Consider the following 16,217-nt stretch of genomic DNA (forward strand, 5'->3'; position numbering starts at 1 on the left):
CCTTAGTTTCTTATTGTCTTCGGTTTCATACCTATGCTGTATTTATATTTTGGGATACCACCAATGGGTACACTGTAAAACTCTATTAGTTCGCCATATTGATTTTCGAGATAAATAACCACATTGTTATTTTTTATTTGGGCTCTTTTGTCTTTTATAATCTGTATGTCGTAGGATGTATTTCTCTCCGTTGCGTGAATATTATGCAAGCTTTGAACCCATTCGTTATCGCCCGATGTTTTTAATATTTCGCCATTTTTTGCTACAGAAATGATTCGTATAAAGCCGTCATTGTCCCAATCGAAGTTGCTTTGCTTAATAGATTGTACTCTGTCGTCGATAAAAGGATAAATGTGCGACACTTCGTTTACGTTATCGTGCAGGCGGAACTTGTACTTATAATAAAAGGCAAAAGCGCCCTCAACTGCTTGATTTTCATCGGGTTTGTTGCTCAGGAATAAACGGTAAAGATTACCATCGTCGCCGGCAACGCCTTGCACAATTACCTTAAACACGTAGCCTCCATACTCATCGGGTAAAAATTCGCCTTCCGATGGGTTGATAGGGCCAAAGGTGTACCAGCTTTTATTGTAGCGCGGACTGGCACCAAATGTTTTGGTGGCCAGGAGTGTGCCACTGTTAAATCTTCCGCTTAAATTAATTCTTTTGGCATCCTCGTGCGAGCAAGCCCCTTTGCCACCATACACACTATATTTCATCCGGGTGTCCCACTCTCCTTTTTGTTCGTCCAGATCCCCCCCTGTATCAGGATCGTACACTCTTATAAAAATAGGTTCGGTATGATTTCTGGGCACCGAAAAAAATATAACCTGGCAATAGTCGTCATCGCCCCAGGCTTTATCGCCCTCGCTACCAAAAGTAACCAAATAGGGTATGTTTTCGTCTAAGGCCGGTACGGGTTGCGATATGGCCTTAAAAGCGAATGGTAAAAACAGCAAAATAAATAAAATCGTACGCATATGTTGTATTTAATCGGTAACTACAATTTGTATGGTAGACCCCATTTTATTAGTAGGGTCATTTTTCGATATGGCTCCGCAGGTAATAGTGTATATGCCCTTTTCCCGGAAAATATGGTCAATCCTTACACCTTTTCCTTTATTCCCGTCGCCAAAATCCCAAAAATACTGATTGGGCTCAAAATCTTTTAGTACGGAATTTTCGGCAGAAAGATTCACCGGTATGCCTACGCGTACCGTATCGGGCAGGGTAACAATAATTTGTTGGGTGCGTTCTAAGGTAAGCGGATAGCTGGCTACGGTATATAAATCAGTATTGGTGAGGGTATCCAGCACGGTTAACTCAATGTTGTATTTTCCCGGTCCCGGGAAGCAATGATCCACCTCCAATCCGCTGGCTGTTTCACCATCGCCAAAATACCACTGGTATTTATAGGGCAGGGTATCTGAAACATAGGGGCCATTCTCAAAGAGCGTAAAACAAAACACGTCCTCCACTTGTGGCCGTGCTTCCGGAAACGCAGGGTAGGTGTCAGAGAATTTATAAATGTCGGCCTGGCCTTGACGGTCGGAAGCAAAATACCCAGTGGTTTGCGAGGCATCAATAAAGCACGAAAAATCGTTGTGTTCACTGTTGATTGGGTGTTCCAACTTTACCGGTGTGCTCCATCTTCCCTGGTATTTGGTGGTGTAAAAAATATCCAGCTTACCGCTACTGCCATGCCCTTCGGACGAGAAGTATAATCTGCCTGATGGGTGATAATAAGGGAATACTTCGTTACCATCAGTATTGACTGTGCTGCCCAGATTTACAGGGACACTCCATTCCTCATTTTCAAACGTGGACTCATACAAGTCCGCTTTGCCAAGCCCACCAGCCCTATCTGAAACAAAATAAATGGTTTTACCGTCGGGTGTAATGGTAGGATGAACATTGGAATAATCCCTGCGCGAATTGTGTGGGAAGGCTGTTGGACGGCTCCATCGGCCATCCTGGTTAGATATGAAATAAATACCCAAGAGGTTTTCGCGCCCTTTGCTCCTTTTTAGGCTGGTATATTGGTTTTGCGTAATTACGATGGTGCTTTTATCCTCGGACCAAGCTATGGTGGGCGTATTTAGTTTGGAGAGTCTATTGTTTTGTACCAGGCTCTCCTTGCCCATGCCATCGTTAGGTAACAGGGGTGCTTTGTACAAGCGGTAAACCCATTCTTTATTATTGTTCAGGTAGGTTTTAATCATTTCATGTTTTCGATTCGATGAAAAATACAACACAGAATCCAGCACATACGGAGCAATATCATTTTTTAGATTACTGTTAATCTCTATTCGCTCCACACTCACATCTTGTGCTTTTGTGAGTGCAGTTAGCATAAACAACAATATAAGCGTAAGATAATATTTGAAGAGATATTTTATCATGGCTTAAAAGAATTTTGGATCGGGGGAGTTAGTTTTATAACCAAAGTTAATTTGCAAAGCCACTTCGTGTGTTCCATTGTTGTACGTGCCGATAGGGTCGATATCGTAATCCAGACTATAGGAAAAGCGGAACTGTGGCGTAATTTGATATCCTACAATGCCAATTATCTGGTTGCTTGTCCTGTAGGATGCACCTAAAATAAATGCGTTCATTGCAACAGCTGTTGCACTGATGTCAACAAAGGTTTCTTCGTTTGGATTGATGCGAAGTAACATGGATGGTTGCAGCATAATATTTGCGTTGAGGTGATACATGTATCCTGCAGTGAGCAAGTAGTCTATTTTGGCAAAATCCAAGCTGCTTTCGCCCGTTTGGTACCTGTCGTGATACAACAGGGACGGAAGGGATAAGCCGGCAAAATATTTGGTGTGATAGATAGCGGCTCCAAAACTTACCCAAGGGGCAACTGTTTGTTCTATGTTGGCAAAATGAGGGTCGGTTTTGTCCGATGACAAAATAACATCTGTCCAGTTGGATTTGTAATTGACCATACCACCCGAAATACCGAAGGCCAATTTGGTGTGTTCGTTTAATTTCAGCCTGTAGGCATAGGATAGATTAAAGCCCGTATTCTGAGATACGCCAAATTTATCGTTGAAAAATTGGGCACCTAAAGCTACATTTTCCTTTTTTAAGGGCGAGCTAAGCGTAAATAAAGCGCCGGATGGTGAAGCATCAAAGCCCAACCATTTTTTACGATAGGAGCCATACATGGATAAAGATTCGTGGGCACCGCCAAAAGCCGGGTTGATACTGTAGCGGTTGTGCATATATTGACTCATTTTGAGCTCTCTTTGCGCAAGGGCATCGCTAGCCGACAGAATAAGAAGAGTTAGTATAAGGATGAAATACTTCATAATATAATGGCTTATTAGACAGCTCGTTTGGTTAGTAACGGATGATTAAATAGTTTTTAACCGTACGCTCATCATCTTGATAAACATAGTAATAAGTGCCGCGAGGCAAGGTGCTCCCGTTTTGGTCTGTTCCTTTCCAATTAAATGCATTATGGAAGGCATTAGTTTTAAATACCAATTTTCCCTGCTTGTTGAATACGGCCAGCTGGCTATTTTCCTTTGCACCCAGTATTTTCAGTTCATCATTTATACCGTCGCCATCGGGCGATATACCTGTAGGCGCCAGCATCGGTCTTGAATCAACGATTACCTCATAGGTTTTTTCACGGCAGTTTTCCGGGGCGGCTTCCAATACTGCTTTCCATTGCAATTTATATACTTGTTGATTGGTTAAATTGCTAAGAGAGGCATTGTGCAAAGTAGGATTGGAAATGGATGCTCCGCTAACATTGGGTTCTATGATGCTCCATTGGCCGATACCTACCTCAAGTGGCCATGCGGGTAGTTCAACGGATTTGGCCGCGTAAATGAGGAGTGTGTCGTTTGTATCTTTTACCGGAAAAGGGGCATCGAAAAATACCACTTGCACCGTATCTGTATCTGAGCAAGCTCCATTGGTTTCTTTCCACACTAAGTGCAATGTGCCGGTATTGTTGGCGGTGAAACTGGCATGGGGATCATCCGCTTCGCTAAACAATCCTTTTGCCGGCATCCATCCGGATATACCTAATGAAGGTACCGCCTCCAGATTCACCATTTTTCCGCATACAACTGTATCTGGTCCGGCATTGGCCAAAGGCATTTGGTCAACAACAATTTTTTGCGATAGGTTTAAGGGCGAATTACACCCATAATCGTCTGTTATATTAGTGATATTTAAATTGTTGTCTCCAATTTCTAAATCGGTACCGGCTATGGTTAATTGCTCCTCTGTTGAATTAAATATTTTGCTTAGGGATGCTCCATCCAGATTGTAATGCAGGGTACAGGGGAAATTACCCGTTATGTCAAAACTGAGTGTGGTCGATTTATTTTCACAGATAATATCGTTGGATACGGATTTTTGTGTCAGTGAGGGAAGTTTAACGTACCGGATATTTATCTCGTCATAGCTTGCGCACTTCAATTCGTCGGTGGTGGTCTCTGTCCATCGTAGGGTTGCATCTTTGTAGATGTCACTTGCGTTAAAGGTAGCTGTAGCCAGGCTATTGTGCTTTGTGTCGTCGGTAAAAGTAATAGCACTTGTTGAAGAAGTCCATTTGCCAGTCGTGATATCGCTTTTATATGCAGCTAACTGGTAGGTGGGGCCGCAGTTTGAAGTTACGTCGTCCCCGGCAAATACAATGGGTTTTACGTCGATGGCCATTCTGGAGCCTTGCATATCCTTTGCTTCGGCAAAGCATCCCTGTCCGTCCTCAATAGAATTGAGCGTGAAAGTACCGCTTTGGGAAACTGGTATTAATTGCGTATCGTTTTCGTTTAGGGCGTTGAATGATTGCGTAATATTTCCTTCCGTATCTTTTAGTGTATAAGTGAAATCGCTCACACCGGTTAAATTTACCTCAACGGGAAGTGTATGTGCTGTACCGTCAGTAGAACAGAACTCATAAGGGTCGGTTTCGGTGAGTTCACCTGTTGGCCTACCTTTGAGTTCTATTTCTATTTCATCGTATGCGTAGCACTCTCCGTTGTTGGCATTTAAAGCTATCAGGTAGTCATCGGATTCGCTTCCTGTAAATACAGCAGCAAGCGATGTGCTGTCGTTAAAAGTTCCGTCCGTATTGGGATAGGACCACCAAATTTTATCTGTACGGCCGGTAACTTCTCCTGCCAAAGTGTAGGTATAACCACAAATGTCATCATCAGGCCCCGCATTCACCACCGGCATGGTATCTACCCTGACCTCCATACTTCCATAAATTAAATCGGATCCCCCTCTATACGGGCTAAGGTCGCCATCGGGTTCGGTAGGTTCTGTGGCCGGGTAGTTTTGGTCAAACACTTCTAGTAGGGTAATGTTGCTTGTTTCCGACGGGCTTATGGTCCATTCAAACCAATTGTTATTTATATTTCCGCCCCCATCGTGGTAATAATAGTTTTCATTTATTTTGTATTCAAAGGAATAGGGAGGTTCTCCTTTGTCAAATTCAACTCTTATTGTTACATTCTGTTTATTTGTTATGCAATAGGCAATGTCTTCGCTTTTAATAGTTGCAGTTGGCTTTTCCTGACCCAAAACATAATTGGGCAGAAAAAAGCAGGTTATAAAGAAAAAGTATATAAGAGGTTTCATTTTGCAGTAATTATATGCTTTGTATTTACAAAAATCCCATTTCATTTGTCCTTATACTATATTAGTGGGTAAAAAGTTATGGTAACCTTAAGTTTATCTGCTAATTAGTTAAAAAAAGATGTTGGACGTTTAACTCAAATAATTCAAAAACTAATTCAATCTTCGTTCGCGACCAACTGGCATTTACCTTATCAAAAAACATAGTTCAATTATCTCGGAGCGCGTTCCGTAGGTAAAAACGGAACAGCCTTTGAACTTACCATTCTATTTGGTCAAGCCCCTTGTTTTTTAAAAAAGCATTGGTTTGGCTAAAATGCTTATTGCCAAAAAAACCGCGATGAGCCGATAGGGGAGAGGGGTGTGGCGATTTTAAGATAAGGTGGTCGTTGGAGTTTATCAAAGCAGATTTTTTACCCGCATAAGCACCCCAGAGTAAAAAAGCGATATTCTTTTTTTGGTTGCTTAGATACTGTATAACGCTGTCTGTAAATATCTCCCATCCTTGTTTTTGATGCGAGCCCGCTTGATGTGCCCTAACCGTTAGCGTAGCATTTAATAAAAGCACTCCCTGATGCGCCCATCTTTCCAGGTTTCCGCTTAGGGGGGGTGTTGTACCACAATCAGAATAAATTTCTTTATAAATATTTTTGAGTGATGGCGGAATTTTAATGCCATTGTTTACCGAAAAGCATAGGCCGTGTGCCTGATTTACACCATGATAAGGATCCTGCCCAAGAATTACAACCTTGGTTTTATCTAAGGGACAAAGATTAAAAGCATTGAATAGTTGGTTTTTAGGTGGAAATACCGTTTCATTTTTATACTCCTGTTCTAAAAATTGGTTTAGTGCAACGAAGTAAGGTTTTTCAAATTCTGCTTCCAACAGTTGTCTCCAGCCTGTTTCTATATTTATTTCCATAAGATATCTTTAAAAGTTCCAGCCAACTCTAAGTCCCATTGTAACTGCCAGTGGAAATTCGTCCACACCACCTATAAAAGCTTTATGCAGACCAAAATCTTTATTGTCCTTGCCAAAGCCATATCCAACACCACCGAACCAATCCACCACAAAGCCACTTTCATAAACCCACTGTTTACCAATGTTTAACAATATGGCAAACATGGTATTTGTATCACTCACCCGCTCTTCGTCCCAATTATTATAAAAATAATTTTTATAACTGTAGTGTGAAAAAGCAATTTCGGGACGAATGTAGGCTCCTTTTAAAATATGGGCAAAGCGCTGACCCTTGATATAATAATCCGGGCTCTTTATGAATTTGTATCCGACTTTAACAAAAATGCCCGTTTCTTCATTCTCCCCAATGTCCCAGCCGGCACCGATAATTCCGAGTGCGGTTTCAAAACTTTGGCCGGGAGCAATGCTTTTTTCGTAACTAATATTGGTGCTGTTAAAAAGTGGGGATAAAAAATTTATTTTAATATTATGTTTTTTATCTGTCACATAATTATTGGGGTCGAACATATGTTCCGAAAACTCCAACTCCTTCCCGTTAGCAAATACTATTTTACGTACTTTATCTTTATTAACGCCAAAAAGTATTGTTTCGCTAATTTCCGGATTAATGTATTTGATATCTTCATCGCCAATTTCTTTTACAATACAGCTAATGCTGTCGTTATTATTTTTTATTAAAAGGTCTTGAGCTTTGAGGGGAACAAATGCCAGGAGACATAGTGTAAGAACGATCAGGTGCGGTTTTTTCATTAATTTTTATTTTGATATAGTTAGTTTGGGGCAAATATTGGTTGAAAGATATAAAATTATGCCAATCAAGTGTTGAGAAATAATAAAAAAGTAATGTAAACAGTTTGTTGTTATTCAAGCTGCTTTGTATAAGTGTATAATAATCAAGGGCTTTGTGTTCGTTACAGGTTGGCGTGCAGATGTGATTTTCAGGGTAAAGGCATCAAGTTATAAAGAGATTAACTTTTAATTAGCGAAAGGTTAGAAGAACTAAGATTCTATTTTGAGAGATGTAGTAATAATAATAATCTGGAGTTTACTGTTCCAGAAAGCAGGACAATATACCTATAGGCCATGCAACAAAAGACCCTAAGAAAGTGAAACAGATTCACAGATTTGCATCGGACTGGCTCAGGAGTTGGTTCCCCAAGTTAGGGGGCTGCCTGGTCTTTAATACTAAGCTCAATAAGTTTGTTTGGAAAGGAGTGCCTATCCAGAACTGGTTATACAGAATTGCAACAAACGAAATCAAGCTCCACTTTCGCTCAAAAAAATATCGGCCAACATTGCTTAATGAAATTGATGGTTCTAAAGTGAAAGCATCCAAGCTAACAGCTTTACTGTTGGAAAAGGAAGCCGCAGAGCATGAAATGGAAAAGCATGAAACGTTTATTAGGGTACAGTATGAAGTTGTAAAACTACCGGTTAAATACCAGGAGGTAATTGCTTTAAAATATTTTGAAAAATTGAAAATCAAGGAGATAAGCAGCATTTTGAATAAGCCGGAAGGTACAATCAAGTCGCTTTTATCAAGGGGTCTGAAACTTCTTAAACAGCAACTTTAGTGCAAGCTTTTTTTCTTCTGTGAATTGTAAGTTTATGAGTAGCAATAATAAAATGGACGATATCATGAGAAATATAGAACAGCCATCCGTTGATGTGAGTAAACATCAAAGAGAATTTAGGTTAACCTTATTAAATACTAGGAAATCAGCTATTGCAGGAGCCGTATTTCTTGTATTACCGTTTTTATTTCTCAGTGGTGTTGTTTTAAAACATTATATGCAAATTGACTTTGGCTTTCTCACTTCCGTATATGAGTGGGTTGGTGTGATTGATCAGAAATATGGGGACAACTCCATTCTCAACTGGATAATCAGAATGCTACTTACGATTGGACCTTTAGCTGCTATTGTTCTAAATTTAATGGCAGTCACACATGCCCGAACAGAAAAAGTAAATAGGGAGCTTGTTTTATCAATTAAAATGAAATGGCTCAATTGGTTGATAATTCTGATTTGTACAACTGTTTTTGCCATATTCTTTCTTTATCTTTTAGTTGAAAATGTGTAAAAAAAATCATGGATCCAATTATTTGGCAACTTTAATAGAACCAATAGTCTATATTAATTTTTGAATTCTCTTTTACATACAGAAGAATTCAAATATGGATTTTTAAATCTTTAAGGTTTTTAGGTCATGAAATAAAAGTTGTCTTTTTTCCCTACTATGCGGTCGCTGTCCCAAGTGGCTTGCCTAAAAAACATGAATTATGCCGGCCATTACTGAGCAACCTTGGATGTTGAGCTACATGTTACGGCGGTATTGGCCTCCAACTTCATACAATGCCCTGGTGATCTGGCCCATTGAACAATATTTTACTGTCTCCATCAATTCTTCAAAAACATTTTTGTTCGATAAGGCCGTTTCTTTTAATCGTTTTAAAGCCTCTTCGGCCTGATCAGCATGCCTTTGGTGAAACCGGTTTAATTCTCTCAGCTGATTCTGTTTTTCTTCTTCGGTGCTGCGGATGACTTCTTCAGGGAGTATGGTGGGAGAACCACTCTTCGAAAGAAAAGTGTTGACTCCCATTATAGGCAGTTGCCCGCTGTTTTTCATGCTTTCGTAATACAGTGATTCTTTCTGGATCTTGCTGCGTTGGTAATTGGTTTCCATGGCTCCCAATACCCCACCACGATCACTCAGGCGATCGAACTCCAATAAAACGGCTTCTTCAACAAGCTCCGTGAGTTCTTCTATGATAAATGAACCCTGCAATGGATTTTGATTCCTGGCCAATCCCAATTCGTGATTAATGATTAATTGTATGGCCACGGCACGCCGCACCGATTCTTCCGTTGGGGTGGTGATGGCTTCGTCATAGGCATTGGTGTGCAGCGAATTGCAATTGTCGTAAATAGCGTAAAGCGCTTGCAGTGTTGTGCGGATATCATTAAACTCTATCTCCTGGGCATGAAGCGAGCGGCCGGAAGTCTGAATATGGTATTTCAGTTTTTGCGACCGTTCATTGCCCCCATATTTTATTTTGATGGCTTTTGCCCATATTATTCGGGCTACACGCCCAATGACGGAGAATTCAGGATCAATGCCATTGGAGAAGAAAAAGCTCAGGTTGGGCGCAAATTCATCAATATGCATTCCTCTCGAAAGGTAATATTCCACATAGGTAAAACCATTGGCCAGCGTAAATGCCAGTTGAGTGATGGGGTTGGCACCGGCTTCTGCAATATGATAGCCCGAAATGGAAACTGAGTAGAAATTTTGTACTTTATTTCGAATAAAATATTCCTGGACATCACCCATCAATTTTAAGGAAAAATCGATGGAATAGATGCAGGTATTTTGGGCCTGATCTTCTTTTAATATGTCGGCCTGTACAGTACCCCGCACGGTATTCAGGGTTTGCGTTTTAATCTTTTGATAAACAACATTATCCAAAACCTTATCCGCCGATACGCCTAAAAGCTTTAGCCCCAGGCCATTATTGCCTTCCGGCATTTCAAATCCATATACTGGTTTATTTTTTTGAGCCGTTTTCTGGTCAAGGGTAATCTGATTGTCCAACAGGTATTTCTCGCATTGCTGGTCAATGGCAGCATTCAGGAAAAAAGCCATCATTACCGGAGCCGGCCCGTTAATGGTCATGCTCACTGAAGTTAATGGATCGCATAGATCGAAGCCGGAATACAGCTTCTTGGTATCGTCCAGGGTGGCAACCGATACGCCTGAATTACCCACTTTACCATAAACATCAGGCCTTAAGCAGGGGTTTTCTCCATATAAGGTAACCGAGTCAAAAGCTGTTGACAGGCGTTTGGCTTTTTGCCCTTTCGACAAATAGTGGAAACGTTTATTGGTGCGTTCAGGGCTTCCTTCGCCGGCAAACATGCGGGTAGGGTCTTCGTATTCGCGCTTGAATGGAAAGACTCCTGCAGCAAAGGGAAAGAAACCAGGGAAGTTTTCTTTCAGCTGCCACCTTAAGATGTCCTCCCAGTTTTTGTACCCGGGCACCGCTATTTTTGGTATTTGCAGGTGCGATAAGGATTCAGAAGTTGTGTTTATTTTGATTTCTTTATCGCGCGACTTGAAGGTAAATACAGGTGCTGTATAAGCCTTTTTTTTATTGTCCCAGTTTTCGATGAGCAAGCGGTTACTATCAGATAGTTGGGTGTCTAAATGCTTAATATGTTCCCGGATAGTGCCGGTTTCATCCGTTCCGATGATGGCCAGTGTTTGTTTTAATGCGTAAAGCTTTCCCGCAATGGCAGATTGTTCTTCAGCCTCCCGGTTGTAGTGCCTGATGATTTCGCTTATCTCGGCAAGGTAGCGCACCCGCTTGTTGGGTATAATGGCTTTTATTTGAGTGTCAGCGGCAACCTCCACCTCCGGAGGTATTGGCAGGTGCGTGAACCGTTTGAGGAGTTCCTTGCGCAATGCATCATAAAAGTGATTAACGCCACCATCGAAGAACTGGGAAGCATGAGCCAGGCACACGGGCATGTTCTCTGCGCGTTCCTCCCAGGCCTGCCGGTTTCGTTGCACTTGTTTCTTCACATCGCGCAAGGCATCTTCTGCGCCTCTTTTATCTGATTTATTGATGATCACAAAGTCGGCAAAGTCAAGCATGTCGATTTTCTCTAATTGCGACGGAGCTCCAAATTCGGGGGTCATCACATATAGTGACAGGTCGCAATGATCAATAATTTGCGTGTCGGACTGGCCAATGCCTGAGGTTTCTAAAATAATTAAATGCGCTCCTGAAGCCTTTAGCAAAGCGATACTATCGTTTACATGACGTGACAACGACAAGTTGGCTCCGCGGGTGGCCATCGAACGCATAAAGATATTGGGATGATGAATACTGTTCATGCGGATGCGGTCGCCCAGCAATGCTCCCCCTGATTTACGACGGCTGGGGTCAACGGAGATAATGCCGATTTTCAAATCAGGGGCATCTGCTACAAAGCGCCTGATCAGCTCATCGATCAAAGATGATTTACCTGCTCCCCCTGTGCCTGTAATGCCTATTACGGGACAACTGGAATGGATGTGCTCCTGATTGATCAGGTCTTTGATAAGTGAGGCTTCCGCACGCTTGTCTTCCAATATGGATATAAAGCGGGCCAATGTGCTTGTATCATCAAAATCAGGAAGCTGCGTTAAAAGCCCGGGTTTTGTATCCGGAATATAATCCGATTGTTCAAGCACCCGGTTAATCATTCCCTGCAAGCCCAAAGACCTTCCATCATCGGGGGTAAATATGCCTGCAATACCGTATTGATGGAGTGCTTCAATTTCGTGTGGCAGGATAACGCCTCCACCTCCGCCAAATATTTTGATATGGCCCGATCCCCGCTTATGAAGCAGGTCGAACATATACCTGTAAAACTCCATATGTCCGCCCTGGTATGAGGTCACGGCAATAGCCTGAACATCTTCCTGAATGGCGCAATCCACAATATCCTGAACGGAGCGGTTATGGCCAAGGTGTATGATTTCGGCTCCGGAAGCCTGCATAATGCGCCGCATGATATTGATTGAGGCGTCATGCCCATCGAAGAGGGAAGTTGCTGTTACAATTCTAACTTTATTTTGAGGCGTATATGGGGGATCGTTTTTCATAACAATTAATTAGAGGTCCATATTTTCAGCTATTAATTCGGCCAAATCCAAATTCACGACCTGATTGTCTTTACCGGCATATTTTATTCCGTCGCTTAACATGGTCATGCAAAAAGGGCAGGCAGTGGCTACAATATCGGCACCTGTGGCTAAGGCTTCATTTGTACGATCTTCAAATACTTCCCTATCGCCTTTCTCTGCTTCTTTAAACATCTGTGCCCCGCCTGCACCACAGCATAACGCGTAGCTCCTTGCTCTTTTCATCTCCTTGTAGTTTGGTTCCAGCGCTCCAATCACTTTCCGGGGAGCATCGTAGATGCCATTTCCCCGGCCCAAATAACAAGGATCATGGTATGTGATCTTTTTACCTTTAAACACGGACTTATTGATTTTTATCCGGCCCCCGTCAATCAATTGCTGAAGAAAGCTGGAATAATGGATGACTTCATATGTGCCGCCCAATTCAGGATATTCGTTTTTAATGATGTTGAAACAATGAGGGCAAGTGCAAACTATTTTTTGAATGTTGTATGCATTTAGTGTTTCAATCACCTGCAAGGCCTGCATCTGAAAAAGCATTTCATTCCCTGCCCGTTTAGCAGGATCGCCGGTGCAGGTTTCTTCAGTACCCAGTACGGCGTAGTCAACTCCAATTTTATTCATGATTTTGGCAAAAGAGCGGGTCACCTTCTGATAACGTTTATCAAAAGCACCTGCACAGCCTACCCAAAACAGATATTCAGGATGATGGCCTCGGGCTTTTTCTTCGGCCATTATAGGAACTTTTATTTTTGACATGGTTTAGTTATTAATGATTAATGAGTAGCTTTTAGTATGTTATTTAAGAGTGCATAATATATCTAATCAAGAAGATATCCCACATCCCCATCCTTATAGCCTCAACTCCCTTCCTCCGTCCACTGAAGCCTGTCTTCGGCTGAGAATTTCCAGGGGGCTCCGTTATTTTCTATATTGGCAAACATGATATTCAATCCTTCCGGGGCATTGCCTTCTTCCAATACCAGATACCGGCGCATATCCATTATCAGATTTGGATGGCTGATGTTGAGCGGGCACTCCAGCGCGCAAGCATTGCACGAGGTGCAGGCCCAGAGCTCTTCGGGGGTGATATAATGCCCTATTAATGAGCGGCCATCTTCTCCTCCTAAAGGTTTCTTTTCATCCATTCGGTTTCGTAAATCCACAAATAGTTTACGTGGCGAAAGCAATTTTCCGGTTATATTTGCCGGGCACACCTCGGTACATCGCCCGCATTGAGTACAGGTAAGTGAATCAAGATAATTTTTCCAGGTAATATCTTCCACATCTTTTACACCAAAGCGCGAAGGTGCAGGTTCAGCCTCACTGCTAAAGGCTTCTCCGTTGAGCATCAGCTTAACTTCTCTGGTCACTTCCGGCATCGAAGGTAAATAGGTGAGTGGTTTTAGATTGCTAAAAAAAACATTGGGCACCGACATAAATACATGAAAGTGCTTTGAATAGGGCAGGTAATTAGCAAAGACAAAAATCAAAATAATGTGCATCCACCAGAACATCCGGAAAAAGGCAGCATGGTTTGGGCCCCAGTCAATGGATTGGGCAATAATGGAAGATACAGGATAAAAACCTGCCAAGCCCCGGGGATGGGTGAGTATATCGAACACGTTCATCCCGATTAGGGAAACCATTAACAACAGGATAAATAATAGAGCGATGTTAGCATCCAGTTTGTTTTTCGGGGTTATTTCGATGCCTTTAAAGCGTTTGATATGCATTGCCAGCCTCCGGAATAAAAAGGCTACAACTCCTGTCAGAACAATAATAGCAAACAGGTCGCCACTGGCTGAAATAACATCATATAAGCCACCTAAGCCACTAAAAGACCGGTGCCATCCGGTGAGCCCGTCAACAACCATCTCAAGGCTACCGATAGTGATTACCAGGAAACCCCAGAAAACCAATGCATGTATAAGGCCAATAGCCGGTTTGCGCAATATTTTACTTTGCCCAAAGGCCACCCTGGCGGTCAGTGCTAATCGTTCCTTTACCTTTCCATCGAAAGGGGCTGGCCTGGTATGTGCCATTTTTGATTTCAGAACCCAAATGGACCTGATAAACAGCCCAAGTGTTATGATCAGGGCAATGGCAAAAATAATTGGTTCCATAAAGGCAGTTGATTTAGGTTATTAAATGGGATGCATGATCGGGATTAGCTATGGTCCGACAAATGAGCCTTAAAGGCTTCGATAAGTTCAGGCACAATCTTAAAGGCATCACCTACCATTCCATAATCCGCCACATCAAAAATAGGGGCTTCCGGATCGGAATTGATAGCTACGATGCATTTGGCCCCGCTAACACCTGCAACATGCTGGATGGCACCAGAGATACCAATGGCAAAATAAATATTGGGAGCGATGATCTTACCGGTCTGGCCCACATGTTCATCTGCCGGGCGCCATCCGGCATCGGCAACGGGACGACTACAGGCCACGGCACCCCCAAGTGTTGCCGATAGAGCTTCCAACATGCTGAAATGCTCACCTGACTTCATGCCCCGGCCTCCGCTGACCACAATTTCGGCATCAGCCAAACTGATGGTGCCTTCGTTGAGGTTTCTATTGATGATGTTTAATCGTGAATGAGGCTCATCTATCTCGGGAGTAAAGGCTTCTATCAACAGTTCTTTGGGAAACTCAATCAGGCCAAAGCTGTTGAACATGGGCGATAGGATCTTGACTTTGGTTTGTACTTCAACCCTGGCGAGAGCCTTGCCCGTAAAAGCTCTTTTAGAAACCACAAAGGGTTCGTATGAGTTTGGCATACCCATAACCTGAGGCACAAAGCCGGCACTCATTCGGGCTGACAGCCGGGGGGCAATCGCTTTACCCTCATTGTTATCCGGAAACAGGATATACTGTGCATTAAGTTGCCGGGCAGCCTGTTCAACTATTCGTGTATATACCCGGTTAACACGATTGTTAAACTGAGCATCTACTGCTTTAAGGATCTTGCCCATGCCATATTTGCCCAGTTCATCAAGGGCTGAATCTTCAATATCGCCAATAACCACACCGCACACATCCAAAGCTGTTGATTTTGACATGGCTGATGCGTAGGAGGTTAATTCAAGGCTTTGTTTCTTTATCTTCCCGTTGACATTACTAATATATACCAGTATAGACATCGTTTTTCAGTTTTGATTGGATTTTAGATGAGTTTAGCTTCCTTGCTAAGGAGTTCAACCAGATCGCCGGCCGATTTCACCATTTTAACCGCTCCTTTTGCCGGAGGTACAGTGTAACTTTGGAATTTGACCAAAGGAGAGCTTTTTATTGACTTTATCACTTCCAGAGCTTTGCTCCTGGCGGTCATAATGCCCCGCATATTGGGTATTTTTGGTACTTGGGCAAATCCTTTTTGAACAATTAAAACAGCCGTCCCATTAACGCTCAGTTCTTCCTTCCCGTTGGCTACATCTCTTTGAAAAATTGGTGTTCCACCATCAAATCGAATTGATGAAACTGAAGAAACAGAAGCAAAATCGAGCAACTCGGCCAACATGCCACCAACGGAGGCTTCGTTATAATCGCCTGATTCTATGCCGCAAACAATAAAACCAAAATCTTCATTTTTAATATATGCTTCCAACTGGCAGGCCGTTTCATAGGCATCTAACGGTTCCAGGTCAATACGTACCGCCTTGTCTGCTCCAATGGCCAAGCACTTGCGCAGGGTAGGTTCGGTGTGCATGGCCCCAACAGTGATAACCACCACTTCGTTAACCGGCGATCCGTTATCTTCTTTTAATTCAACCGCCCTTGTTAAGGCCAACTCATCCCATGGGTTTATAACCCATTGAATCCCATTGTCATACAGTTGGGTGTTGTTATCTTTAAACCTGATTTTTGTAGTTGTGTCCGGGACATTACTTATACAAACAAGTACTCGCATATTTAAGTATTTTTTTGGT

At 42.4% G+C, this 16,217-nt stretch carries 13 protein-coding genes; 2 read left to right on the plus strand and 11 right to left on the minus strand.

Going from position 1 to position 16,217, the window contains the following annotated elements; translation table 11 throughout:
- Nucleotides 1–2: 2 nt before the first annotated feature.
- The 6 genes from FN809_RS05095 to FN809_RS05120 all read right to left on the minus strand — a co-directional run bounded on the left by FN809_RS05095 (nt 3) and on the right by FN809_RS05120 (nt 7,342).
- Nucleotides 3–980, minus strand: coding sequence for a hypothetical protein (locus tag FN809_RS05095; RefSeq protein WP_246095470.1), 978 nt, complete (start codon nt 978–980; stop codon nt 3–5).
- Nucleotides 981–989: 9 nt separating this feature from the next.
- On the minus strand, nt 990–2,402 hold the full coding sequence (locus FN809_RS05100; protein WP_142532419.1) for a PKD domain-containing protein: 1,413 nt from the start codon (nt 2,400–2,402) through the stop codon (nt 990–992).
- Between the two features lie 3 nt (nt 2,403–2,405).
- Nucleotides 2,406–3,320, minus strand: coding sequence for a PorP/SprF family type IX secretion system membrane protein (locus FN809_RS05105; RefSeq protein ID WP_142532420.1), 915 nt, complete (start codon nt 3,318–3,320; stop codon nt 2,406–2,408).
- Between the two features lie 31 nt (nt 3,321–3,351).
- Complete coding sequence (locus tag FN809_RS05110; protein ID WP_185957455.1) at nt 3,352–5,613, minus strand: T9SS type B sorting domain-containing protein; 2,262 nt, start codon at nt 5,611–5,613, stop codon at nt 3,352–3,354.
- A 256-nt stretch (nt 5,614–5,869) separates the two neighbouring features.
- A complete protein-coding gene (gene ung, locus FN809_RS05115) occupies nt 5,870–6,532 on the minus strand; it encodes a uracil-DNA glycosylase (protein WP_142532422.1) in 663 nt (220 codons plus the stop codon).
- Nucleotides 6,533–6,541: 9 nt separating this feature from the next.
- The gene (locus FN809_RS05120) at nt 6,542–7,342 is read right to left on the minus strand and encodes a hypothetical protein (protein ID WP_142532423.1); all 801 of its coding nucleotides are present in this window, start codon (nt 7,340–7,342) and stop codon (nt 6,542–6,544) included.
- 356 nt (nt 7,343–7,698) lie between these two features.
- Here FN809_RS05120 and FN809_RS05125 point away from each other — a divergent pair, with 356 nt between their 5' ends.
- Together FN809_RS05125 and FN809_RS05130 are read left to right on the plus strand one after the other, a co-directional pair.
- Nucleotides 7,699–8,166, plus strand: a complete 468-nt coding sequence (locus FN809_RS05125; protein WP_185957456.1) for an RNA polymerase sigma factor — start codon at nt 7,699–7,701, stop codon at nt 8,164–8,166.
- Nucleotides 8,167–8,230: 64 nt separating this feature from the next.
- A complete protein-coding gene (locus FN809_RS05130; RefSeq protein ID WP_142532425.1) occupies nt 8,231–8,674 on the plus strand; it encodes a hypothetical protein in 444 nt (147 codons plus the stop codon).
- Nucleotides 8,675–8,908: 234 nt separating this feature from the next.
- Here the strand turns inward: FN809_RS05130 and FN809_RS05135 are convergent, their stop codons facing one another.
- The 5 genes from FN809_RS05135 to FN809_RS05155 all read right to left on the minus strand — a co-directional run bounded on the left by FN809_RS05135 (nt 8,909) and on the right by FN809_RS05155 (nt 16,198).
- Nucleotides 8,909–12,244, minus strand: a complete 3,336-nt coding sequence (locus FN809_RS05135; RefSeq protein ID WP_142532426.1) for a methylmalonyl-CoA mutase family protein — start codon at nt 12,242–12,244, stop codon at nt 8,909–8,911.
- Between the two features lie 9 nt (nt 12,245–12,253).
- Nucleotides 12,254–13,042 carry a (Fe-S)-binding protein gene (locus FN809_RS05140; RefSeq protein WP_142532427.1) on the minus strand — a complete coding sequence of 263 codons (789 nt, stop codon included), beginning with the start codon at nt 13,040–13,042 and terminating at the stop codon, nt 12,254–12,256.
- Nucleotides 13,043–13,143: 101 nt separating this feature from the next.
- Entirely contained in the window at nt 13,144–14,409 is a 1,266-nt protein-coding gene (locus FN809_RS05145) for a 4Fe-4S dicluster domain-containing protein (protein WP_142532428.1), read from the minus strand.
- Between the two features lie 44 nt (nt 14,410–14,453).
- The gene (locus FN809_RS05150; protein WP_142532429.1) at nt 14,454–15,431 is read right to left on the minus strand and encodes an electron transfer flavoprotein subunit alpha/FixB family protein; all 978 of its coding nucleotides are present in this window, start codon (nt 15,429–15,431) and stop codon (nt 14,454–14,456) included.
- A gap of 23 nt (nt 15,432–15,454) precedes the next feature.
- A complete protein-coding gene (locus FN809_RS05155; protein WP_142532430.1) occupies nt 15,455–16,198 on the minus strand; it encodes an electron transfer flavoprotein subunit beta/FixA family protein in 744 nt (247 codons plus the stop codon).
- Nucleotides 16,199–16,217: the final 19 nt, after the last annotated feature.

Source organism: Saccharicrinis carchari, assembly GCF_900182605.1.
Taxonomy (GTDB): domain Bacteria; phylum Bacteroidota; class Bacteroidia; order Bacteroidales; family Marinilabiliaceae; genus Saccharicrinis; species Saccharicrinis carchari.

Coding starts and splice junctions, on each gene's coding strand:
- FN809_RS05100 (WP_142532419.1), bottom strand. CDS start 2,402: ATGATAAAATATCTCTTCAAATATTATCTTACGCTTATATTGTTGTTT.
- FN809_RS05110 (WP_185957455.1), bottom strand. CDS start 5,613: ATGAAACCTCTTATATACTTTTTCTTTATAACCTGCTTTTTTCTGCCC.
- FN809_RS05095 (WP_246095470.1), bottom strand. CDS start 980: ATGCGTACGATTTTATTTATTTTGCTGTTTTTACCATTCGCTTTTAAG.
- FN809_RS05150 (WP_142532429.1), bottom strand. CDS start 15,431: ATGTCTATACTGGTATATATTAGTAATGTCAACGGGAAGATAAAGAAA.
- FN809_RS05105 (WP_142532420.1), bottom strand. CDS start 3,320: ATGAAGTATTTCATCCTTATACTAACTCTTCTTATTCTGTCGGCTAGC.
- FN809_RS05135 (WP_142532426.1), bottom strand. CDS start 12,244: ATGAAAAACGATCCCCCATATACGCCTCAAAATAAAGTTAGAATTGTA.
- FN809_RS05140 (WP_142532427.1), bottom strand. CDS start 13,042: ATGTCAAAAATAAAAGTTCCTATAATGGCCGAAGAAAAAGCCCGAGGC.
- FN809_RS05145 (WP_142532428.1), bottom strand. CDS start 14,409: ATGGAACCAATTATTTTTGCCATTGCCCTGATCATAACACTTGGGCTG.
- FN809_RS05155 (WP_142532430.1), bottom strand. CDS start 16,198: ATGCGAGTACTTGTTTGTATAAGTAATGTCCCGGACACAACTACAAAA.
- FN809_RS05120 (WP_142532423.1), bottom strand. CDS start 7,342: ATGAAAAAACCGCACCTGATCGTTCTTACACTATGTCTCCTGGCATTT.
- FN809_RS05130 (WP_142532425.1), top strand. CDS start 8,231: ATGAGAAATATAGAACAGCCATCCGTTGATGTGAGTAAACATCAAAGA.
- ung (WP_142532422.1), bottom strand. CDS start 6,532: ATGGAAATAAATATAGAAACAGGCTGGAGACAACTGTTGGAAGCAGAA.